Source organism: Hyphomicrobium sp. CS1GBMeth3 (assembly GCF_900117455.1).
Taxonomy (GTDB): Bacteria; Pseudomonadota; Alphaproteobacteria; order Rhizobiales; family Hyphomicrobiaceae; genus Hyphomicrobium_C.
This window is the reverse complement of sequence record NZ_FPHO01000003.1, coordinates 1,171,247-1,191,207: the sequence shown is the minus strand read 5'-3', so window position 1 is coordinate 1,191,207 and position 19,961 is coordinate 1,171,247. Positions and strand designations below refer to the sequence as shown.

Annotated in this window: 20 protein-coding genes; 12 read left to right on the top strand and 8 right to left on the bottom strand. The window is 65.0% G+C overall.

Features of this window, described 5'->3' with window-relative positions; translation table 11 throughout:
- Positions 1 to 70: 70 nt before the first annotated feature.
- A complete protein-coding gene (locus CS1GBM3_RS12890; protein ID WP_072395772.1) occupies positions 71 to 1,567 on the bottom strand; it encodes a dihydrolipoyl dehydrogenase family protein in 1,497 nt (498 codons plus the stop codon).
- 293 nt (positions 1,568 to 1,860) lie between these two features.
- Here CS1GBM3_RS12890 and rpmH point away from each other — a divergent pair, with 293 nt between their 5' ends.
- From rpmH to yihA, 4 genes are all read left to right on the top strand, one after another.
- Entirely contained in the window at positions 1,861 to 1,995 is a 135-nt protein-coding gene (rpmH, locus tag CS1GBM3_RS12885; RefSeq protein WP_072395770.1) for a 50S ribosomal protein L34, read from the top strand.
- 45 nt (positions 1,996 to 2,040) lie between these two features.
- Entirely contained in the window at positions 2,041 to 2,460 is a 420-nt protein-coding gene (gene rnpA / locus CS1GBM3_RS12880; protein WP_072395769.1) for a ribonuclease P protein component, read from the top strand.
- Positions 2,461 to 2,559: 99 nt separating this feature from the next.
- A complete protein-coding gene (yidC, locus tag CS1GBM3_RS12875; protein ID WP_072395768.1) occupies positions 2,560 to 4,446 on the top strand; it encodes a membrane protein insertase YidC in 1,887 nt (628 codons plus the stop codon).
- Positions 4,443 to 5,090 (top strand): ribosome biogenesis GTP-binding protein YihA/YsxC, encoded by a 648-nt coding sequence (yihA, locus tag CS1GBM3_RS12870; protein ID WP_072395767.1) that lies wholly within the window; start codon positions 4,443 to 4,445, stop codon positions 5,088 to 5,090. Before yidC ends, yihA begins: the two co-directional genes overlap by 4 nt.
- Positions 5,091 to 5,101: 11 nt before the next feature.
- On the opposite strand, the gene CS1GBM3_RS12865 is transcribed toward yihA, so the two are convergent.
- Positions 5,102 to 5,614: a DNA-deoxyinosine glycosylase gene (locus CS1GBM3_RS12865; protein WP_072395766.1), complete on the bottom strand. Its 513-nt coding sequence runs from the start codon at positions 5,612 to 5,614 to the stop codon at positions 5,102 to 5,104.
- 146 nt (positions 5,615 to 5,760) lie between these two features.
- On the opposite strand from CS1GBM3_RS12865, the gene CS1GBM3_RS12860 reads away from it, so the two are divergent.
- A complete protein-coding gene (locus tag CS1GBM3_RS12860) occupies positions 5,761 to 6,810 on the top strand; it encodes a linear amide C-N hydrolase (RefSeq protein WP_072395765.1) in 1,050 nt (349 codons plus the stop codon).
- A gap of 40 nt (positions 6,811 to 6,850) precedes the next feature.
- Here CS1GBM3_RS12860 and CS1GBM3_RS12855 read toward each other — a convergent pair whose 3' ends face one another.
- Positions 6,851 to 8,533, bottom strand: a complete 1,683-nt coding sequence (locus CS1GBM3_RS12855) for a Clp protease N-terminal domain-containing protein (RefSeq protein ID WP_171946493.1) — start codon at positions 8,531 to 8,533, stop codon at positions 6,851 to 6,853.
- A 290-nt stretch (positions 8,534 to 8,823) separates the two neighbouring features.
- On the opposite strand from CS1GBM3_RS12855, the gene argB reads away from it, so the two are divergent.
- Together argB and CS1GBM3_RS12845 are read left to right on the top strand one after the other, a co-directional pair.
- Positions 8,824 to 9,783, top strand: a complete 960-nt coding sequence (argB, locus tag CS1GBM3_RS12850) for an acetylglutamate kinase (protein WP_072395764.1) — start codon at positions 8,824 to 8,826, stop codon at positions 9,781 to 9,783.
- Entirely contained in the window at positions 9,780 to 10,565 is a 786-nt protein-coding gene (locus CS1GBM3_RS12845; RefSeq protein WP_083567539.1) for a pyrimidine 5'-nucleotidase, read from the top strand. The genes argB and CS1GBM3_RS12845 overlap by 4 nt, the downstream gene beginning before the upstream one ends.
- Before the next feature lie 5 nt (positions 10,566 to 10,570).
- On the opposite strand, the gene CS1GBM3_RS12840 is transcribed toward CS1GBM3_RS12845, so the two are convergent.
- The 4 genes from CS1GBM3_RS12840 to CS1GBM3_RS12825 form a co-directional block, all read right to left on the bottom strand.
- Positions 10,571 to 11,029 (bottom strand): DNA polymerase III subunit chi, encoded by a 459-nt coding sequence (locus tag CS1GBM3_RS12840; protein ID WP_072395763.1) that lies wholly within the window; start codon positions 11,027 to 11,029, stop codon positions 10,571 to 10,573.
- Between the two features lie 231 nt (positions 11,030 to 11,260).
- Positions 11,261 to 11,554, bottom strand: a complete 294-nt coding sequence (locus tag CS1GBM3_RS12835) for a hypothetical protein (protein WP_244534647.1) — start codon at positions 11,552 to 11,554, stop codon at positions 11,261 to 11,263.
- Positions 11,555 to 11,662: 108 nt separating this feature from the next.
- Positions 11,663 to 13,045, bottom strand: a complete 1,383-nt coding sequence (gene der, locus CS1GBM3_RS12830) for a ribosome biogenesis GTPase Der (protein ID WP_072395762.1) — start codon at positions 13,043 to 13,045, stop codon at positions 11,663 to 11,665.
- Positions 13,046 to 13,138: 93 nt separating this feature from the next.
- Complete coding sequence (locus tag CS1GBM3_RS12825; protein ID WP_072395761.1) at positions 13,139 to 14,056, bottom strand: polyprenyl synthetase family protein; 918 nt, start codon at positions 14,054 to 14,056, stop codon at positions 13,139 to 13,141.
- Between the two features lie 58 nt (positions 14,057 to 14,114).
- Between CS1GBM3_RS12825 and mtgA the strand changes: the two genes are divergently transcribed.
- The 4 genes from mtgA (at position 14,115) to CS1GBM3_RS12805 (ending at position 17,847) form a co-directional block, all read left to right on the top strand.
- Positions 14,115 to 15,794 carry a monofunctional biosynthetic peptidoglycan transglycosylase gene (mtgA, locus tag CS1GBM3_RS19580; protein WP_244534646.1) on the top strand — a complete coding sequence of 560 codons (1,680 nt, stop codon included), beginning with the start codon at positions 14,115 to 14,117 and terminating at the stop codon, positions 15,792 to 15,794.
- 287 nt (positions 15,795 to 16,081) lie between these two features.
- Complete coding sequence (rpmF, locus tag CS1GBM3_RS12815; protein WP_072395759.1) at positions 16,082 to 16,267, top strand: 50S ribosomal protein L32; 186 nt, start codon at positions 16,082 to 16,084, stop codon at positions 16,265 to 16,267.
- A gap of 170 nt (positions 16,268 to 16,437) precedes the next feature.
- The gene (locus tag CS1GBM3_RS12810; protein ID WP_072395757.1) at positions 16,438 to 16,887 is read left to right on the top strand and encodes a hypothetical protein; all 450 of its coding nucleotides are present in this window, start codon (positions 16,438 to 16,440) and stop codon (positions 16,885 to 16,887) included.
- A 195-nt stretch (positions 16,888 to 17,082) separates the two neighbouring features.
- Entirely contained in the window at positions 17,083 to 17,847 is a 765-nt protein-coding gene (locus tag CS1GBM3_RS12805) for an EAL domain-containing protein (protein WP_072395755.1), read from the top strand.
- 8 nt (positions 17,848 to 17,855) lie between these two features.
- Here the strand turns inward: CS1GBM3_RS12805 and phaR are convergent, their stop codons facing one another.
- Positions 17,856 to 18,509, bottom strand: a complete 654-nt coding sequence (gene phaR, locus CS1GBM3_RS12800; protein ID WP_072397472.1) for a polyhydroxyalkanoate synthesis repressor PhaR — start codon at positions 18,507 to 18,509, stop codon at positions 17,856 to 17,858.
- Positions 18,510 to 18,737: 228 nt separating this feature from the next.
- On the opposite strand from phaR, the gene CS1GBM3_RS12795 reads away from it, so the two are divergent.
- Positions 18,738 to 19,928, top strand: a complete 1,191-nt coding sequence (locus tag CS1GBM3_RS12795; protein WP_072395753.1) for an acetyl-CoA C-acetyltransferase — start codon at positions 18,738 to 18,740, stop codon at positions 19,926 to 19,928.
- Positions 19,929 to 19,961 lie beyond the last annotated feature (33 nt).

Sequence of the window (19,961 nt, the reverse complement as noted above, 5' to 3'; positions counted from 1 at the left end):
ACGGCCGGCGCGGCGCCTAGGTCATGACATGGTCAAGGGCTGTGCGCTCGATATGGGGCGATCAGCTTGGCTAACCAAGCTTCGCAAGAAAATCTATGAGGCGCCGAATGCTCGCCTTGGCGGGGAGGGCGGCGTAGTGGCGGGCCGCGGCGCGGCGGCTCGCTTCGCCGAGCGTCGGGTAGGGCGCGACGTAGCCAGCCAACGCCGAGATGTGAAGCTTTTGCGCGACGGCCAGCGCCCAGATCTGGATCAGCTCGCTGGCGTCCGAGCCGACGATCGTTGCGCCGAGGATGCGTCCCTTGTGGTCGGTGACGACCTTGACGTGACCCTGCGTCTGGTGCTCGGCGTGGGCTCGGTCGTTCTCGGTGAACGGCCAGCGCAGCACCTGAATCTTGTACTTCGCGGCGCGCGCCTCGTCCTCGCTGAGGCCGACACGGGCCAGCTCGGGATCGGTGAACGTCGCCCAAGGCACGCGCGCGGGGTCGAACTTGGTGGGCAGCCGGAACAGGGCGCGACGCAGCACGATCTCGGCCTGATGGCTCGAGACGTGGCTGAAGCGCGGGCCGCCGTTGACGTCGCCGACGGCATAGACGCGGCGGTTCGAGGTTCTAAGGCCGCGGTTGACGATGATGCCGTCCTCGCTCGTCCGGATTCCGGCGGCGGCGAGATTAAGGTCGGAGACGTTCGGTACGCGGCCGGCCGCGACGAGGAGATGCGAGCCGTCGACCGTCTCCCGGCCGTGCGGACTGACTATGTGGAGCCGCACGTAGTCAGTCCTGCCTTCGACGCGCTCGATGGTTGCGCCTTCGCGAAGCTCGAGGCCTTCGGCGCGCAACGCCTTCAGAGCCAACGCGGTGACCTCGGGATCGTAGCCGTCGAGCGCGCGCGCCTGCTCGATCACCGTGACGCGGCTGCCGAGCCGCAAATGCGCCTGGGCCAGCTCGAGGCCCGTGGTGCCGGCACCGATCACCACGAGATGCGGGATCTTGCGGTCGATGTCGAAGATGGTGTCGCTGGTGAGGTAGGGGCAGGCGTCGAGGCCCGGAATGTCCGGCAAAGCCGGGGAGGAGCCGGTGGCGATCACGAAGCGGCGGGCCGTGATGCGGTAGTCGCCGGCGAGCAGCGTCCGCTTGTCGAGAAAGCGGCCTGCGCTAAGGATGACGCCGATGTTGAGACCCGTGAGGCGCTCGATAGATTCGTTAGGCGTCACCGCCGAGACGACGCTCCGGACATGGCTCTGCACGGCGCGGGGGTCAATCTGTGGCTCGACGGAGGCGATGCCGAAGGCGCTGGCCGTGCGCAGGGCCTGGGCGCGGCGACCAGCGATCACCAGGGCTTTCGATGGCATGGTTCCGGACAAGATGCTGCCGCCCATGCGCTGCTTCTCGACCAGAACGACCCTGCGTCCGAAAGCGGCGGCGAGCGTCGCGGTCGCGATGCCGCCCGCGCCGGCTCCTATGACGCAGATGTCCGTCGACAGAGGTTCTCCGGCCAAGGCGACCGAGGGTTCCGATGATGCCCGCGGCCTGCTCTCCGATGCCGCTGCAGCGGACCTCGGTTGCGTCATGGCGATCGCTCCCACGTTTGTACCCGGCTGCCGGATTTACCGGCGGCGCCGCCCAGCATTCCCCGGTCTCAGGCCTCCTGGCAAGGTATACGGACCGGTCCGGCACCCTTGACACACAACGGATTTCGGCGCCGGTTGCGGGGGCAAGGCGCGATAGCCCGCCTCCGCGCTTGTCAATTGACTTCGGAAGGCGCGCAACCTATAAGCCTGCATCCCATCACGATCAGCCCTGGACGGCGGGTTTTTGCCGGCGCCGGGCTTGTTCGCATTCGATTTCGACTGGAGTAACCGCCGTGAAACGGACCTATCAACCGAGCAAGCTCGTGCGCAAGCGTCGGCATGGCTTCCGCGCCCGCATGCAGACGCCGGGCGGGGTGAAAGTCATCGCGCGCCGTCGCGCCAAGGGCCGCAAGCGCCTGTCGGCTTAGTTTTGTTGGCGGCGCGGCGGTTGCCCGCTCTGCGGGAGAGACCTCTTGCCTGTCGCAACGCTCAAGAAACGAGCGGATTTCCTGAGACTTAGAGGGGGCGCGCGCTTTGCGACGCCCTCTTTCGTTCTGGAAACGCGTCCTCGTTCCGGCTCGCGAAATGGTGATGGGGCTGCGGCGTCCTCGGCTCGCTTTGGATTTACTGTCACAAAGAAGCTTGGTGGTGCGGTCGTGCGCAACCGCATCCGGCGCCGGCTCAAGGCGGCCGTTCAGCTGGTGGCGCCCAAGCTCGCGCATGCCGACCACGACTATGTTCTGGTCGGGCGCGCGGCAGCCCTTGATCGCGATTTCTCCGAGCTCAAGAAAGACCTTGAACGGGCCCTGCAACGCGTGCATCACGCTGCGGCACAAGCGGCGCCCGGATTGTCACCCCACCGGATTGACCCGTCCGCGCGAAAACGCCCATAGGCACGGCCTTTCGCCGGTTGTAAGAGAGCCAGTCTGAAATTTTGCGGGCCGCTGCCTGATCAGCTTTTTTGGGGCGGCGCCGCGCCATCCGAGGTCTTCATGAGCCAGCGCCCCGACGATCATAAAAACCTTCTCATTGCCGTTGCGCTGTCGATGGCCGTGATGCTGGGCTGGCAGGTGTTCTACGCCGGGCCGCAGGTGAAGGAGCAGCAGGAGCGGGTGCAGCGGGACAAGGCGGCGCAGGAGCAGGCTCAGAAGGCCACTGAGGGAAGCCCTGCTACGCCGGCGGCACCGAGTACCGCTCTGCCTGGCTCGAAGCCGGCGCAGCCCGCCATCACGGCGCGTTCGACGGGAACGCGAGCCGAGGTGCTGGCCAGCTCGGCTTCGGCACGCGTGCCGATCGAGACGCCATCGCTCACGGGCTCGATTTCGCTCAAGGGCGGTCTCATCGACGACCTCGTGCTCGTCAACTATCGCGAGACCGTCGATCCGAAGAGCCCTAACGTCGTGCTGTTCTCGCCGCTCGGCGCACCCGGAGCCTACTTCGCCGAATACGGCTGGCAGGGTGCCCCCGGGGCGCAGGTGGCGCTACCGGACAGCGAAACCGTCTGGCAGGCCGAGAGCGGCGCCAAGCTGACGCCGGCTACGCCCGTGACGCTCACCTGGGACAACGGCCAGGGGCTCAAGTTCCAGCGCGCGGTCTCGATCGACGAGAACTACATGCTCAAGGTCGTGAACACGATCGAGAACACGACTACCGGTGATATCGTCCTCACGCCTTACGCACGTCTCTATCGCTTCGGCACGCCCCATACGTCCGGTTACGGCACCATTCTCCACGAAGGCCTGATTGGCGTACCGGGAGACGCGGGCCTGCAGGAGATCCCCTACGCCAGCGTGCTCGAGGACGGCGGGGCCAAGAGCTTCGACGGCAAGACGGGCGGCTGGCTCGGCATCACCGATAAATATTGGGCCGCCACGCTGATCCCCGATCAGAAGGCGACCTATGCCGCGAGCTTCCGCGGCCAGCAGGGCAACGCCACCTCGCAGGAAGTGTTCTGGACCGACTATCAGCTCGGCGTGCAGGCGATTGCGGCCGGTGCGACGCACACCGTCGACGGGCATCTCTACGCCGGCGCCAAGCAGGTCAGGCTCATCGAGAGCTACGAGGCCGAGCTTGGCATTGAGAAGTTCGAGCTTCTGATCGACTGGGGCTGGTTCTACTTCATCACCAAGCCGCTCTATTACGTCATCGACTGGCTCTACGGCATCCTCGGCAACTTCGGTCTCGCGATCCTCGCCGTGACCGTCATGGTCAAGGCCGTCTTCTTCCCGCTCGCCAACAAGAGCTACGAGAGCATGGCGAAGATGAAGAAACTGCAGCCGCAGATGGAGCAGCTTCGCGAGCGCTATAAGGACGACAAGGCCAAGCAGCAGCAGGAGCTGATGGCGCTCTATCAAAAGGAGAAGATCAACCCGCTGGCCGGCTGTTTGCCGATCCTCGTGCAGATCCCCGTTTTCTTTGCGCTCTATAAGGTGCTGTTCGTCTCGATCGACATGCGCCATGCGCCGTTCTTCGGCTGGATCCAGGATCTCTCGGCGGCCGATCCGACCTCGATCTTCAATCTGTTCGGTCTGCTTCCGTTCGCGGTTCCGGAGGCGCTCCACATCGGTGCGTGGCCGGTCATCATGGGCATCACGATGTGGGTCCAGATGCAGCTCAACCCGCCGCAGCCGGATCCCATCCAGCAGAAGATCTTCAGCTATATGCCGCTGATCTTCACGTTCCTGCTCGCGGCGTTCCCGGCCGGTCTCGTGATCTATTGGGCCTGGAACAACATCCTGTCGATCGCCCAGCAGTGGTACATCTCAGTCAAGCAGGGCGCCGAGGTGCATCTCATCGGCAATATCAGGCGCACGTTTGCGCCGCTTGGGCGGCTCGTGGGCCTGAACAAGGGCGAATCCAAATCCGAAACCAAGGGATGACGGACGCGGCGCTCTTCAGTCCTGAGGACCTGGCGGCTGGCGAGCGTCTCGTCGCCAGGCCATGGCGGTTCATAAAGGGCGTCGTGGCGCTCGACGGACTGCCTGACGACGGGTGGACTGAGGTTGCGTTTGCCGGGCGCTCGAACGTCGGCAAGTCGAGCCTCATCAACGCCATGGTGCGCAACGGCGGGCTCGCGCGGACCTCGAACACGCCGGGTCGCACGCAAGAGCTGAACTTCTTCGCGCCGGCCGAGGACGCGCTCTATCTCGTCGATATGCCGGGATACGGCTTTGCCAAGGCGCCCAAAGACAAGGTCGAGGCGTGGACATCGCTGATCCGCGCCTACCTTGCCGGGCGGCCGACGCTCAGGCGCGTGTTCCTGCTGATCGACAGCCGGCACGGCCTCAAGCCGCCGGACCGCGAGATCATGAAGATGCTCGATGCGACGGCGGTGCCCTACCAGATCGTGCTGACGAAGGCCGACAAGATCAACGTGCCTGCCCTGGAGGCTGTGCTGCGCGCGACCGAAGCGGCGCTCAAGGAGCACGCGGCGGCGTTCCCCACGGTGCTCGCGACATCTTCCGAAAAGGGCACCGGGATTGCCGAGCTGCGCGCAACGCTGGCCGCGCTTATCAACGCATAGGGCAGGGCCCCTCAATCACATAGCCGTCCGATCGGTAGAGCGGCGCTCCAGAGCGCGCATTTCTCGGCGAAGCTGCGGGCGGCGTGCGCGGGGCTCGTCGACGGCAACGTCGTCACGATGACGCCATCCGGACAATGTCGCGTGGCGTGCTTCCTGAAGCTCGCAGCCGCTTTGCCGCCGTTGAGGCCGATGTGCGTCAAGCGCGGGTGGGCCGCGAAGAAACTCGCGAAATCGTTCGGCACCTCGTCGCGAATGTTGGAATCCAGGCTGCCAGGACGGACGCAGGACTGCAGCACGTCCCACACGGCAATTCCGTGCGCCTGCAAAATGCGCGTGCGCTCTTCGTAGGCTTTGTCGAAGCCTGCGCCCACCAGCTCGCCCATGATGCGCCAGAACGCGTTGTGCGGGTGGGCGTAGTATTGTTTCGCCTCGAGCGACGCCACGCCCGGCATGCTGCCCAGGATCAGGATGCGTGCGCTGGGCTCAGCGATCGGCGGGAAGCTGCGAATGATCACTTCGCTCATTGCATTTCTCGACACTTTCTCCGGCACCGACAACGCTCGCCATAATAGTTGCAACTTATTAATCAGCGAGCAGGCTATTCCTTTGCCTCGCACGGCCCTGCACCTAGCGTCCCGCGGACCTTAGCCATCATGGAACGGAGGCCGAGATGGGTCTGCAAGTCAATCGCGTTACCGGTTGCGTCGCGCTTACAGCCGCGATTGCGCTGTCATTGCAACCTGCCGTGGCCTGCACGCGGGTGCTCTGGAACGACAACAAGCTCGCTGTCGTCACCGGCCGCACCATGGACTGGCCGGAAAGCACCGAGCCCAAGCTCATGGTGTTTCCGCGCGGCATCGAGCGCAGCGGCAGCAATGTCGGGCCGGAGGTCGTCGTTGCAGACAACCCTGCCAAGTGGACGTCGAAATACGGGAGCATGGTCGTATCCGTCTATGACCTCGGTGCGGTCGATGGGTTGAACGAGCGCGGGCTCGGCGCGCATCTTCTCTATCTGAACGCCGCGGACTACGGTCCGCGCGATACCAGCAAGCCCGGTATCGCCGTGACGCTGTGGGCGCAATATGTGCTCGACACTGCGGCAACCGTTGCGGAGGCGCTGCAGCTTCTCGAGCAGGTTCAGATCGTGACCGCGGAAGCGCGCGGACACAAAGGGACAGTTCACCTTGCGCTCGAGGATGCGACCGGGGATTCGGCGATCATCGAGCATATCGACGGCAAGCCGGTCGTCCATCACGGCCGCGAGTATCGGATCATGACCAACGATCCGACCTACGACGAGCAGCTCGCGCTTCTCAAGAAGGAAGATTTTTCGAAGCCTGCGAGCGACATGCCGTTACCGGGCAACGTCAATCCAAGGGATCGCTTCCAGCGCGCGGCCTACTACTCGGCGCTGCTACCCGAGCCCAAAGACGAGCGGGCTGCGATCGCCGGCATTCTGGCCATCATGCGCAACGTGTCGGTGCCGTTCGGCGCGCCTTACAAGGGCTTCGGCATTTACAACACCGAATATCGCACGGCGATGGATCTCACCAACACGCGCTACTTCTTCGAGCTGACGACGAGCCCGAATGTCGTGTGGGCGGACCTAAAGACCTTCGATCTATCGGCTGGGGCGCCCGTGAAGACGCTCAACCCGGACAACATCGATCTTTCCGGCGATGTCAGCGCGAAGTTTCAGGAAGCTAACCGGCTGTTCTAGGGCGGTGGACTTGAGCCCATGCGAGTACACCTGGTGAGTATCAGCCACCGAGGTACTGGGCGAACAGCACCTGCGCGATCATCCAGCCTGTCTCGCCGAACTTGGCGAGTAGGCCTCCGACCACGGCGGCGGCGATCCACCCGAACCAGCGCGCCGCCGTGCGCGCGTAGTTGATCGCGACCTTGACGTCGACGGTCTGATCGGGAAGCGCCGTCTCGGCCGTCATGCCATCGGCGCCGATTGTGCGGGCCGAGACGATCAATTGCAGCTGGCGCTTGCCGCGCGCGCGCGGCGTCACTGTCCAGCGCCAGCTCGCGTAGTCGTCGGATCCTAGCCCGAGCACGTTCTCGATCCACTGCGTCTCAGGCGAGCGGTTCTCGATCGAGAAGCCGCCGTCGGGCGCACGCAGGCGCACCGACATGGCCTTGGTGACGACGACCTCATGACGAAACGCGGCGCCGCCGCCCTGCAGGCCCTCGGCTAGCGCCTTGACGTCGGCGCGTGCAATGCGGGCCTCGGCGACGACCGGGATGCCGATGCGCATGCGGCGCGGAATGTTTTCGACCAGCTGGCCAGCCTCGATCAGCGGCCAGGAGCCGACGAACGGTCCGGACGCGCCGGCGCGTTTGCGATCCTGCTGCTGCGGTGCTGCGGGCGGTGGTGGTGCCGGCGGACGGCTCGCGCTACGCGGCGGGGCACTCCAGCGGCCGCTGGCCGCTATATCCGAAGGCGGCGGAGGTGGTGTTGGCTCTGGCTCGTGCCAATCGGATACCTCGGGCCACGGTGCCGGCACCGGTTCGGCGTCGACAGCCGGCGGCTCGGGGCGCTCGGCGGCGAACGGCGGGCGATCGGTTGAAGGCGCGGGCGCGGGTGAAGACCAGCCGGCTGCGGCAGGACGCTCGGGCTCGCGCGGCGTCGGCGTGGGTCGCGGCGGGCCGCCGAGGTCCGGATAGTTGGCGCGCGGCAGCGGCGACGGCGTGGACGGCGCGTGCGTGGCGTCGGTCTCGCCGTGGCGGTTCTGTAGGCGCTCACGGGCCGAAGCCAGAATCTCTTCCGTCGTTGGAAGGCGATCCGGCTCCGTGTGCGGAGCGGGGATATCGCGCGCCGCTTCCGTTACCGGTGGTGCAGGGCGCGTGAGATCGGGCTGCGGCGGTGGTCCGAGGTTCGGCGGTGGCTGCGGCTCGTGATCCGGCTCGTGCTCGGGTTCGGAATGATGGTGCGCCGGTTGCGGGGGCAGTGCTTGCTGGGGCGGCTCGGGCGGGGACGCCGCGCGCTGCAGGGCGCGGATCGCCTCCTCGAAGGTCAGGCCCTGCACGCGCAAGAGGTGCGCGGCGGTGCTTTTGCCGTCACCGACGATGGCCGCGAGCACGATAGCGCCGTTGATTTCGCGACGCCGACCCTGGCGCGCGGCGGCCGCAGCCGCCTCGAGGATGCGCCGCAGGTCGCCCGAGATGGCGATCGTCTGCCCGCTGCCGGCTTCGATGCGGTCGTCCGAATGGCCGAGGTAGTCCGAGACCTCGGCCGTCAGGCGCCCAAGGTCGATGCTGCTGGACTTCAGGACGATCGTCGCTTCCGGATCCTCCGCGAGCGCCAGCAGCAGATGCTCGAGTGTCACCTCGCGGTGGGATTGGGCGGTTGCGTAGTCGGCAGCGCGTGTCAGCGTCGCCGTGAGATACGGCGACATCGGGATTCTGCCGAGATCGTCGACGATCATGGTCGTCATCAGCATTCCTCTCGGGGCCGACAGGCCTGCCAAATCAAGCGGGCTCTGCGCCCGGGCTCCACCCCGCAGCCGAATCTCTCATACGGGATATGACGTTATGATGAGGAGTCGGGCAAGGTTGGACCGCAATCCCCAATAACTCAACGCGTAATCTTGGCGCGCGAATGTGTGGGAATTCCGTTGAGGCCAGCTATCCACCGGGTATATGTGCTCGCCGTGACAAGCTGGCCCCAAGGTGGGGCCAAAAAACGCACAATTGCCGTTCAGGGCAGCAGGGGTCGCAAAGAGATATGGCGAAGGTGACCGGAACCGTGGCGCCGCCGCAAGGCGCATTCGATCCGAAGGAGATTTCGGCTCACGTTCAGGCGCGCATCCTGGCGGAGGCGCTGCCCAATATGCTGCGTTACGACGAGCAGACGGTGGTCGTGAAGTTCGGCGGCCACGCCATGGGGGACCAGGCGCTCTCGGACGCTTTCGCCAAGGACATCGTCTATCTCAAGCAGTCGGGCGTGAACCCCATCGTCGTGCATGGCGGCGGGCCGCAGATCGCGAGCATGCTGACCAAGCTCGAGATCAAGTCGGAATTCGTCAACGGCTTGCGCGTCACCGACAAGCCGACCGTCGAGGTCGTCGAGATGGTGCTCGCCGGGCGCATCAACAAGGACATCGTCTCTGCGATCAACCGCCAGGGCGGCAAGGCGGTCGGTATCTGCGGCAAAGACGCCAACCTCATGATCGCGCGCAAGATCACGCAGATGGCCGATCCGACCAGCGCCGAGCTCAAGGATGTCGACATCGGCTATGTCGGTGATCCGCTGCACGTCAATCCGCACATCGTGGACGTGATCTCGAAGTCGGATCTCATTCCGGTCATCGCGCCGATCGGCATCTCGCCGCAGGGCGAGACGCTCAACATCAACGCCGATACGTTCGCGTCGGCGCTGGCGGCGCGCATGCAGGCCAAGCGCTTGCTTCTGCTCACGGATGTGGAGGGCGTGCTCGACAAGGACGGCAACCTGATCGGGGATCTCACGATCCTGGAAGCCCAGGAGCTAATTCGCAACGGCACCATCACCGGCGGCATGATCCCAAAGGTCGAGGGGTGTATCGAGGTCGTCGAGGCGGGCGTTGAGGCCGTGGTCATCATCAACGGCCGGGTGCCGCACAGCGTGCTGCTCGAGCTGCTCACCGACCACGGCGCGGGAACGCTTGTCGGGCGACGCAAGCCGAAGGCGAAAAAGACCGCATGAGCGCAGAGCGCAAGCGCGAGGTTTCGAGCTCCGGGGCGGCGGATCGCCAGCCACCGCGTCTTCTCGAGCCCCGTGCGGGAGCGCTGCGGCGCGGTTTCGATACGACGCAGGCCTGGATCTTCGATCTCGACAACACGCTCTATCCGGCCGAATGCAATCTCTTCGCGCAGGTCGACCACCGCATGGGGGCGTTCATCGCGCGCTATCTCGGCGTGCCGTATGCGCACGCGCGGCATTTGCAGAAGACCTACTATCGGCAGTTCGGAACCACGCTTGCGGGGCTGATGGCCGTGCACAAGCTCGATCCGGCCGAGTTCCTGGCCTACGTGCACGACATCGATCTGTCGGTCGTACAGGAAGCGCCGCAGCTTCGCGCGGCCATCGCGGCGCTGCCCGGCCGGCGGCTGATCTATACCAACGGCTCGCATCGGCACGCAGAGCGGGTCGCCGAGAAGCTCGGCGTGCTCGATCTCTTCGAGGACATCTGCGATATCGCCGCGTGCGACTATGTTCCGAAGCCTGAGGCCAATGCGTTCGATCGCATGATCCGGCGCCACGGGGTCGCGGCAGAGACGGCTGCCATGTTCGAGGACATGCCGATGAACCTCGCTGTGCCGCACGATCTCGGCATGACGACCGTGCTCGTGCATTCGAGCTATGTCGACCATCCCATCCAAGAGCAGATGAAGGCGTGGACGGAGCTGCCGGACCACATCCACCACATGACGCTGGATCTGGCCGTGTTCCTCTCGATCGCGATGGTCCCGAGCACGGGCCGATAAGGGCGTCAGCCCTGCTTTTCCCAGCGGCCGCTTTCCGACTGGCGCCAATAGGTGACGGCGCACCCGCTTGCCTTCGCCGACTTCCACTGTGCGCGCGCCTTGGCGGTCGCTTCCGGATCGTTGCCGTCGAACAGGCAGACGATGCGCACGAAGCCTGAGAACTCAGCCATTTCCGCGCCGTCGACGAGAAAGCGCACGCCAGCGCCGTTCGGCGTTTCGTCGCCGGTCGTGAGGTAGACCGGCTGGCGGGCGGGATCGCCGTCCCGCGCTGTGCCGTGCGGCAGGAAGCTCGCGTCATTGGAGGTCCAGAGCGCGAGGTCGAGCGCCTCGAGGCGCTCGCTGCTGCCCGACTGCACGACAGCGCGCCAGCCGCGCTCCAGTGTGCGCTCGAGCAGTGACGGCAGCACGCGCTCGAGCGGTGCGCGCTCGAGATGATAGAACAGGACCTCTGCCGGATCGCTCATTGCGGACGTTTATTCAAATCCCTTCCGTGCGTAGCGTGGTGGCGCAAAGCAACACCCGCGGCTCGGCGTGAAAAAGATCACGGAAGGGGCTTGATGTCGATGGCACCCTCGCCTATTTACCGAGGTCCGGTGCGGCGCCATCATGGGTGACGCCCGTGCGGGCGGTGAGCTAGGCAGCATCTTCGGGTTCGCTGCCGTGCTCCCGCCCGCTGCGATTCTAGGGAACCCCGATCAGCGCTTGCGATACTTGCGCGGCACCAGGCCGGCGTCGGTCAATGCGTTGACGCAGCGGCGGCTCAGATTGCCTCGGCGGCCGGCAAGCGTCATGCAGCTACGCAGCGCAGATGTCCCCTCTTTGTATGCGGGGCAGTGTGTCTTGTAATCGGCGCGGCAGGAGTTCTCGACTTTCTTGCTGTAGGCACCGGCTTCGACGGTCGTAACAGTGAGGGCGATCGCTAGGGGAAGCGCAAAGAGCGCGCGCGTGATCGAAACTTTATTCATCGCATTACGAAACAGATCGGACATCGTGCATCCCTGGTTGCTTGTTCGTTTTGTCTGCCGGCCAGATCCCCGGCCGGAACCTAGCCCGGCCGTTTGTCCTGCGCCAGCCGGATTCTTCCGCCTGCGGCGTGATTAACCACGGCGGCGTTTCGGCGCGAACGGATTGTCCCCGCCGCGCAGGTTCAACCGGATGGGAACTCCCGGCAGATCGAAGGCCGCGCGCAGGCTGTTGGTCAGGTATTTCTGGTAGGGCTTCGGCAGCGCATCGGGGCGCGAGCAGAAGGCAACGAACGTCGGCGGGCGTGTCGACGGCTGCGTCATATAGCGGATCTTGAGCCGGCGACCGGAGGGAGCCGGCGGCGCATGCCGGGCGAGCGCTTCCGCGAGCCAGCGGTTCAGCTCGGGCGTCGGGACACGGCGGTTCCACACCTCGGCCGCGCTCACGATGGCACGCAGGAGCTTGTCCAATCCCTTCTCGCTCGCAGCCGAGATCGGCACCACGGAGACGCCCGGCACCTGCGCCAAGCCCTCCGCGACCTTGCGGTGCAGCTCCTTCAGATAACTCTGCTTCTCCTCGACGCGATCCCACTTGTTGAGTGCGATGACGAGGGCGCGCCCTTCCTGGGTGACGAGATCGCCGATGGTGAGGTCCTGGTGCTCGAGGCCGCGCTCGGCGTCGAGCAGAAGCACGACGACCTCGGCGAAGCGGATGGCGCGTATGGTGTCGCTGGTCGAGAGCTTCTCCGCGAGCTCGGTGACCTTGGCCTTGCGGCGCAAGCCGGCGGTGTCGAACAGGCGGATGGGGCGGCCTTGCCAGGAGATGTCGCTCGCGACGGAATCGCGCGTGAGGCCGGGCTCGGGCCCGGTGATCATCCGATCCTCGCCGATCAGCGCGTTGACGAGGGTCGATTTGCCGGCGTTGGGGCGTCCGACGATCGCAACGCGCAGCGGACGCTCGCCTTCGTGCTCTTCCTCGCTCTCCTCACTGGAGTCGCCCTTGCGCGGGCGCTGCTTCGGCTTGAGGCCCAGTGCCGCGAGCGCGTCGCGCTCAAGATCGCTGAGGCCAAGGCCGTGCTCGGCCGAGATGGCGACGGGCTCGCCGAGGCCGAGCTTGAACGCCTCGTAGAAGCCTTCGTCGGAGGTGCGGCCCTCGCACTTGTTGGCAATCAGCACGACGGGGCGGCCTGACGCACGCACGGTACGCGCGAAGGTCTCGTCGGTCGCGGTGACGCCGTCGCGCGCATCGATGACAAACAGCACGAGGTCGGCAAGCTCGATCGCCGCCTCGGTCTGCTGGCGCATGCGGTCCGCGATCGAGCCTTTCGCCGCAACCTCGAGGCCGGCCGTATCGATGATCTTGATCGGATGGCCGCCGAGCTCCGCTTCCCCTTCCTTGCGGTCGCGCGTCAGCCCCGGCAGGTCGGAGACCAGCGCGGCACGTGAGCCCGTCAGGCGGTTAAACAGGGTCGACTTGCCCACGTTGGGCCGGCCGACGATGGCGATCTTCGGAATCATGCGATCTCTTCGCGCGCGTATTCGCGTCAAGGGGCGGCTTATGGCCTGAAATCGCGAGAAAAGCAAAAGGGAGAGATGGCGCGGTGGGCGCGGTTAACGATTGCGGCTGGCGACAAAGCGTGCGGCCTCGGTCAGCGGCTCGGCTCGCGGGCCGAAGGAGCGCAGTGCGTCGACGGCGGCCTGCTCGACCCGCTGCAACTCGGCGCGCGCCGCGTCGATGCCCATCAGAGAGACCAGCGTCGCCTTGCCGGCGGCGGCATCCTTGCTCACCGCCTTGCCGACGGTCGCAGCGTCGCCTTCGGCGTCGAGCAGATCGTCGGCAATCTGAAACGCGAGCCCGATTTCCTTGCCGTAGGTGCGCAAAGCCTGCCGCTCGTCCGGCTTGGCTTGGCCCAGGATGGCGCCGGCTTCGCAGGCGAAGCGGATCAAGGCTCCCGTTTTCAGGCTTTGCAGATGCAAGATCTCGTTGAGAGCTGGCGGTTTTCCAGCACCTAAGCGCTCCGCCTCGAGGTCGAGCGCCTGGCCACCGACCATCCCGGCCATGCCCGCGGCCTTGGCAAGGCCGGCTGTCAGATCAAGGCGCACTTCCGGGCTCGGGTGAGCTTCGGGCCGGCTCAGGATCTCGAAGGCGAACGTTAACAGGGCATCGCCGGCGAGGATCGCCGTCCATTCGTCGTAAGCCTTCCAAACCGTAGGCAAACCGCGGCGCGTGGCGTCGTTGTCCATGGCCGGCAGGTCGTCGTGAACGAGGGAGTAGCAATGGACGCATTCGAGGGCAGCGGCCGTATCAATGGCTTCCGCCTCGGAAAGGCCGAAAAGTGCGGCACTCTCGACGACAAGATAGGGCCGGAACCTTTTTCCGCCCCCGAGCGTCGCATGGCCGATAGCGTCGCGAAGCCGGCGCGGGGGGGAGCCGTCTTGATTTTGTGCGTCAGTTTCTGCCCCTAAGAGCTTCTCCAGACGGGCCTCCGTTAGCCCTCTGATCCGATCCAGCCTTTGCGCGAAGGTCATTGACGAAGTACCTAGGACATTCTGAAGGACGTGAGTGGCGCGGGATATAGCATCCGTGGTGGATAAGGACACCCGTGAGGCGGAGGGGTCGCCCAGCGAGGCGGCGTCATTTGCCGATGCACCCCGTTCCGAAGGGGGGCCAGCCACGCGGGATCCTTCTCCGCAGGGCACGGAAGAGCGCGCGGCTTCGCCCGAGGCGCACGCGGTATCAACACCACCCGATGCGCCCGAAGACCCACTGGCTGACGCACCCGAAAGCGCTGCACTCGACCAGCGTGTGAATGCTGTCGACGATCCGGAGCCGGTGCAAGTCTCGGTGCCAAGCCCGGAGACGGACATCTTTTCCGTCTCGCCTGCCGAGCAGGGTGCGCCCCCTGCCGCTCCTGTGGCTGAGCCAGAGCCGGAGGTTTTCCAGGGTACGGAAACTGCGCCACCGGACGTCAGCGATAGCGAGCCCTGGCGCGGCGCGATCGCGGAAGCGCTGGCGGAGCCGCCTCCTGTTTTGCCCGTGGAGCCCGCGCCGGCTGAAGAGAGCGTTTCGCCGTCGCTCGACTTGCCAGCAGCGGAGCCGGAGCTGGAGTCGTCCGGCGATCCTCCAGCGAGTTCGGAGCAAGCTCCTGATCCGCCACAGCCAGCGCCGCGGTTGTCGGTTGCGAGCCCTGCCGCCGCCGTCGATGCGTCCGAGGTCTCGTCAGACGTTTCCGGGCCCGATACCCGCGATGCCGCTTTCGAATTGGCGGCCAAGGATCTTTTTCATCCACCCGAGTCACGGGAAGATCCGCACCTCATAACGCTGGGGCGCCGGCTGGACCCGGCGTTGCGCGCTTCGCGCTCGGACGTGGCTGACATCGCGCCGCGATCCGAAGCTGCGACGGGACGTGCTACGCCTTGGGCGGGCTATCTGCGCACGGCGATCCGCTACGGTCTTTATGCGGTTGCGAGCTACTTCGCGCTCGTGCTGGTGCTCATGGTCCTGTTTCGCTTCGTCAATCCGCCAGGCTCGATGCTGATGCTGACGCAGCTTCTCGGCGGCACGGCGATTGATCGCAGGTGGGTGCCGCTCAGCGCCATCTCTCCGCATCTCGTGCGGGCTGTGATCGTGTCGGAGGACGGGCGCTTTTGCGAGCACAGCGGCATCGATACGGCGGCGATCAAGGAGGCCATCGACCGCGCCGCCAGAGGCACGCCGCGCGGTGCCAGCACGATCTCCATGCAGGTGACGAAGAATCTGTTCCTGTGGAATGCCAAGAGCTATCTGCGCAAGGTCATCGAGATCCCGCTGACGCTGCTGATGGAGCTTGTATGGCCGAAGTGGCGTGTGCTCGAGGTCTATCTCAACATCGCGGAATGGGCGCCCGGCGTGTTCGGTGCGGAGGCCGCGGCGCGCCATCACTTCAACAAGTCCGCAGCGCGGCTCAGCGAGCGCGAGTCCGCGCTGCTCGCGGCCGTGCTTCCCAACCCTGTCGTGCGCAACGCCGGCTCGCCCGGGCCGCAGACGTCGGCCAAAGCGCGGGTCGTGCAGGCGCGCGTGAGGGCCTATGGAGCTGTCGCATCGTGCGTGACCTCCGCTGCGGCGCCCGCGCCGCGTCCGGCATCGGCTGTGCCTACGGTGGTCAAGAGGCCCACGGCTCGCAAGGTCCCGGCGCAGAAGCGCCCTGCCGCCCCCGCTCGCAAGCTGCAGCAACAGCAGCCAAAGTCCGACGACTGGGCGCCGATGATCAACTTCGGGCCGCCCTAGGTTGCCGCCGGCATCGGGCAGCCTCGCGATCCGGCCGGGATTCTGCTGTGTTTCCTGCCGGTTGGCCCAGGCCAAAATCATCTGGCGTCGGCACGGGATTGCCGCTATAAGGCCGCGATCTTTGGTTTTGGAGCTGCGGCGCCCGATCGGAAGGTTGGCGTCGCTCATTGTTTTGGCCGCCGGCAACCGCGTCGGGCCGCTGGACCGGGCAAAAGCCTCCACCGATCGACCCAATTGAGAGCCTTGCGGGCGCCCCAGGCTGGCGCCGCGATCACCGGAGTTAACCTATGGCTGTTCCTAGGAAAAAGACCTCGCCCATGAAGAAGGGCCAGCGCCAGTCGCACGACAAGCTCAGCGCTCCCGCCTATGTCGAGGACAAGGACAGCGGCGAGCGTCGCCGTCCGCATCACATCGATCTCAAGACCGGCAAATATCGCGGCCGGCAGATCCTCGAGCCGAAGTCCGACGCCTGAGCGCGGAGCACGGCGGATCGCCTTCGATCTGCCACATGCGGCTCGACAGTCACGAGCGTGTTCAAAGCAACGACGGTGCCTAATGGGTGCCGTCGTTTTTGTTGTGATGGCTCGCAATCTTTCGGAGGATAGGTTACGAGCCAGACGTCCGGGGCCAGCAGGAGCAACCAATGTCGCTGAGAGCCATTCCGCTTACCATTATTGCTTTCGTTCTCTACAACGTCATCGTTTTGTTCTCCGGCTCGTCCGGTGCGGAGGGCACTGCCGTTGACGGCGGCGCGGCAGCGCGCGCGCTCCTCTCGGAGACGATCTTCAGCTTCCATATGATCAGCGGTGGCACCTGGGATTTCACCTGGGGTGACCTCATCATCCTGGTGACACTCGTCATTCTGTTCATCGAGATCGTGAAAGCCACCTACACGTCTTCGTCCGGACTGATCGACCACGGCTTATCCATGCTGGTGTTCATTGCGGTGCTGGTCGAGTTTATCGTCATTCCGCAGGCAGCGACTTCCGTCTTCTTCGTCATGCTTATGGTCATGCTGATCGACGTCGTGGCGGGCGCTATCATCTCCATCCGTGTCGCACGTCGCGATATCGGTTTCGGCAGCGCCAACTAGATGATCTCCTCGCCCGTCATTCTATCCCGCGCATCGCGCGCCAAAACGGTTGCGCGCTGCTTGTGGATGCGGGGGGCCTGATCGTCTGGTACGGTTGGCAGCGGTATCTCGCAAGAGATGTCGCCTGTGTGTGGTTCACCTAACTCCGTCACAAGACGCGCCGGGGGTAGTGCGGCTTATCGAGCAGGATGCATCGTGTCGGACCGCGAACCCGCAGCGTTTTCTCGCACATGGCTGCTCGAAGCCCTCGACGAGAACCGTTTCGTCCTCTTTTTGCAGCCCGTTGTCACTGCTTTGAGCCGCAAGGTTGCGTTCTACGAAGCGCTTCTGCGGCTTAAACTGCCCGATGGCATGCTCGTCTCGGCGGGCACGTTCATCGAGGATGCGGAAGCGCTCGGGCTCGTCGGCCAACTCGATCGCCGGGCGCTCGAGCTTGGCGCCGCGCTGCTCGCAGCCGATCCCATGCTCAAGCTCGCGGTCAATATCTCGAGCCTGACCGCTGGCGACGACGACTGGTCTGCGGCTTTGCAAAGGCTCGCGGCAGGGTGCTCGGATATCCATTCTCGCCTCATCGTGGAGGTGACGGAGACGGCCACCATACGCGACTTCGATGTCGCTCGCGCCTTCTTCGATAGGCTCCGCGCGCTCGGGTGCCGGATTGCGCTCGATGACTTCGGCGCCGGCAATACGTCGCTTCGCCATTTGCGGGTGCTCAACCTCGATATCCTCAAGATCGACGCGGCGCTGCTCGCGGGCCTGCCGGACGATCCACGCGCACGTGCCTTGGCCAAGTCGGTCATCGACATGGCCGAGGGGCTCGGGCTCGAGACGGTGGCGGAGTGGGGTGGAGACGAGGCGGGCGCGTCATTTCTCGAGGCGGCGGGCGTCACCTACCTGCAGGGGTTTCTTTTTGGCGCGCCCGTGTCGGTCGAAGAGCTCAAGTCGAACGGGCGGATTTAACCCGGCAGCTACTCGCGGTCCTTCGCGAGGCGGTCGATGCGCTGTTGCATTGCGGAAAGCTGCGCCTTGAGCTCGTCGAGTTCGGCCTTGGGAGCCTCGCCCGGTGTGCCGCCGCTGCGTGCCGCATCTTCGTTGGTCTTATCGTCCCTCTTGCCCTGGCTTGCTGCACCGCCGAAGGAGGTCCACATGGCCATCGCCTGCTCGAACATTGCCATGTTCTTGCGTGCTTGGTCCTGGTAGGCCTCGAACGCGGCTGCGGGATTGGCGAAGGCGCTCGCGAACATGGAGCGGAATTTCTCCTGCTCCTTGACCAAGGCCTCGAGACTGAACTGGAGATAGCTCGGCACCATGGTACCGATGTTGTCGTCGTAGAAGCGGATCAGCTGGCGCAGGAACGGGATCGGGAGCAGCGTCTGTCCGCCTTCGCGGCTTTCCTGCTCGACGATGATTTGCGTCAGAACCGCATGCGTGAGGTCGTCGCCGGACTTGGCGTCGTAGACGACGAAGTCCTTGTCATTGCGGACCATCTGCGCGAGGTCTTCGAGCGTCACGTACGTGCTCGTCTCGGTATTGTAGAGCCGACGGTTCGCGTACTTCTTGATGACGACCGCTTCTTTTTTCTCAGGCTGCGGGTCGGATTTGTTGAGCATCGGCTGGGCCATCAAAATAACCTCGTTGCGGTGCGTCATCGTAGCACAGGCTGGTCCGTCGCTTCCAGACATAAGTGCACTTCCGTCGCCAAAGTTCGCGGCGAAAGAGCCAATTGCGGGCGCCGATGCGCTGCTGCTATCGTGATTTGTGGTCGCCCGGTCGTTGATGCATGTCAAAGACGGTGCGTTAACCTCAAAGCCAAAAAACGCCCAAGATTGCCCCCCGAGGAGGAAGCTCGCATGAGTGCGGACAGCACAACAATCGTCATCGCCGGTGCCGCAAGAACACCTGTCGGATCTTTCAACGGTTCGCTCGCGAGCTTGCCTGCGCATGAACTCGGCAAGGTGGCTATTACAGCCGCGCTCGAGCGCGCGAACACACAGCCGGGCGATGTCTCCGAAGTCATTCTCGGCCAGGTTCTCACGGCCGCACAAGGACAGGGTCCTGCGCGGCAGGCCTCAATCGCGGCGGGCATCCCGGTCGATACGCCGGCGTGGAGCGTGAATCAGATTTGCGGCTCGGGCCTGCGCGCCGTCGCGCTCGGCGCGCAGCAGATCCAGACTGGCGATGCGACGATCGTCGTTGCGGGCGGCCAGGAGAGCATGAGCCGCTCCGTGCATGCGGCTCACATGCGTGACGGTACCAAGATGGGCGACGTGAAGTTCGTCGACACCATGGTGAAGGATGGCCTGTGGGATGCCTTCAACAACTATCACATGGGCACGACGGCCGAGAACGTTGCGCGGCAGTGGCAGGTGTCGCGCGCCGAGCAGGATGCTTTCGCTGCGGCTTCGCAGAACAAGGCGGAAGCGGCTCGAAAGTCCGGCAAGTTCAAAGATGAGATCGCGCCTGTCACTATCAAGGGCAAGAAGGGCGACGTTGTCGTCGACACCGACGAGTACATTAAGGAAGGCGTGACGGCTGAGGGTATTTCCAAGCTGCGCCCTGCTTTCGATCCGAAGGAAGGCACGGTCACGGCTGCCAATGCGTCGGGCATCAACGACGGCGCAGCCGCTGTGGTGCTGATGACGGCCGAGGAAGCGGCGAAGCGTGGCGTGAAGCCGCTCGCGCGCATCGTGTCGTGGGCGACCTCGGGTGTCGATCCGTCGATCATGGGCACGGGGCCGATCCCCGCCTCCAAGAAGGCGCTCGAGAAGGCCGGCTGGAAGATCGAAGACCTCGATCTCATCGAAGCCAACGAGGCGTTCGCTGCCCAGGCCATCTCCGTCAACAAGGGCCTCGGCTGGGATACGGACAAAGTGAACGTCAACGGCGGCGCTATCGCCATCGGCCATCCGATCGGCGCATCGGGCGCGCGCATCCTCGTCACGCTGCTGCACGAAATGCAGCGGCGCGACGCCAAGAAGGGCCTCGCCACGCTCTGCATCGGCGGCGGCATGGGCGTTGCCATGTGCCTGGCCCGCGACTGAACCAATGCACTTCGCTCCCTTCCCACTCACGTG

What these genes read in the sequence shown, in the direction of transcription:
- phaR (WP_072397472.1), bottom strand. Translation starts at nt 18,509, where the DNA reads ATGGCCCAGCCGATGCTCAACAAATCCGACCCGCAGCCTGAGAAAAAA.
- CS1GBM3_RS12810 (WP_072395757.1), top strand. Translation starts at nt 16,438, where the DNA reads ATGTCGCTGAGAGCCATTCCGCTTACCATTATTGCTTTCGTTCTCTAC.
- CS1GBM3_RS12860 (WP_072395765.1), top strand. Translation starts at nt 5,761, where the DNA reads ATGGGTCTGCAAGTCAATCGCGTTACCGGTTGCGTCGCGCTTACAGCC.
- CS1GBM3_RS12855 (WP_171946493.1), bottom strand. Translation starts at nt 8,533, where the DNA reads ATGACGACCATGATCGTCGACGATCTCGGCAGAATCCCGATGTCGCCG.
- CS1GBM3_RS12825 (WP_072395761.1), bottom strand. Translation starts at nt 14,056, where the DNA reads ATGACCTTCGCGCAAAGGCTGGATCGGATCAGAGGGCTAACGGAGGCC.
- CS1GBM3_RS12835 (WP_244534647.1), bottom strand. Translation starts at nt 11,554, where the DNA reads ATGTCCGATCTGTTTCGTAATGCGATGAATAAAGTTTCGATCACGCGC.
- CS1GBM3_RS12890 (WP_072395772.1), bottom strand. Translation starts at nt 1,567, where the DNA reads ATGACGCAACCGAGGTCCGCTGCAGCGGCATCGGAGAGCAGGCCGCGG.
- yidC (WP_072395768.1), top strand. Translation starts at nt 2,560, where the DNA reads ATGAGCCAGCGCCCCGACGATCATAAAAACCTTCTCATTGCCGTTGCG.
- yihA (WP_072395767.1), top strand. Translation starts at nt 4,443, where the DNA reads ATGACGGACGCGGCGCTCTTCAGTCCTGAGGACCTGGCGGCTGGCGAG.
- argB (WP_072395764.1), top strand. Translation starts at nt 8,824, where the DNA reads ATGGCGAAGGTGACCGGAACCGTGGCGCCGCCGCAAGGCGCATTCGAT.
- CS1GBM3_RS12840 (WP_072395763.1), bottom strand. Translation starts at nt 11,029, where the DNA reads ATGAGCGATCCGGCAGAGGTCCTGTTCTATCATCTCGAGCGCGCACCG.
- CS1GBM3_RS12845 (WP_083567539.1), top strand. Translation starts at nt 9,780, where the DNA reads ATGAGCGCAGAGCGCAAGCGCGAGGTTTCGAGCTCCGGGGCGGCGGAT.
- CS1GBM3_RS12795 (WP_072395753.1), top strand. Translation starts at nt 18,738, where the DNA reads ATGAGTGCGGACAGCACAACAATCGTCATCGCCGGTGCCGCAAGAACA.
- CS1GBM3_RS12865 (WP_072395766.1), bottom strand. Translation starts at nt 5,614, where the DNA reads ATGAGCGAAGTGATCATTCGCAGCTTCCCGCCGATCGCTGAGCCCAGC.
- rpmF (WP_072395759.1), top strand. Translation starts at nt 16,082, where the DNA reads ATGGCTGTTCCTAGGAAAAAGACCTCGCCCATGAAGAAGGGCCAGCGC.
- der (WP_072395762.1), bottom strand. Translation starts at nt 13,045, where the DNA reads ATGATTCCGAAGATCGCCATCGTCGGCCGGCCCAACGTGGGCAAGTCG.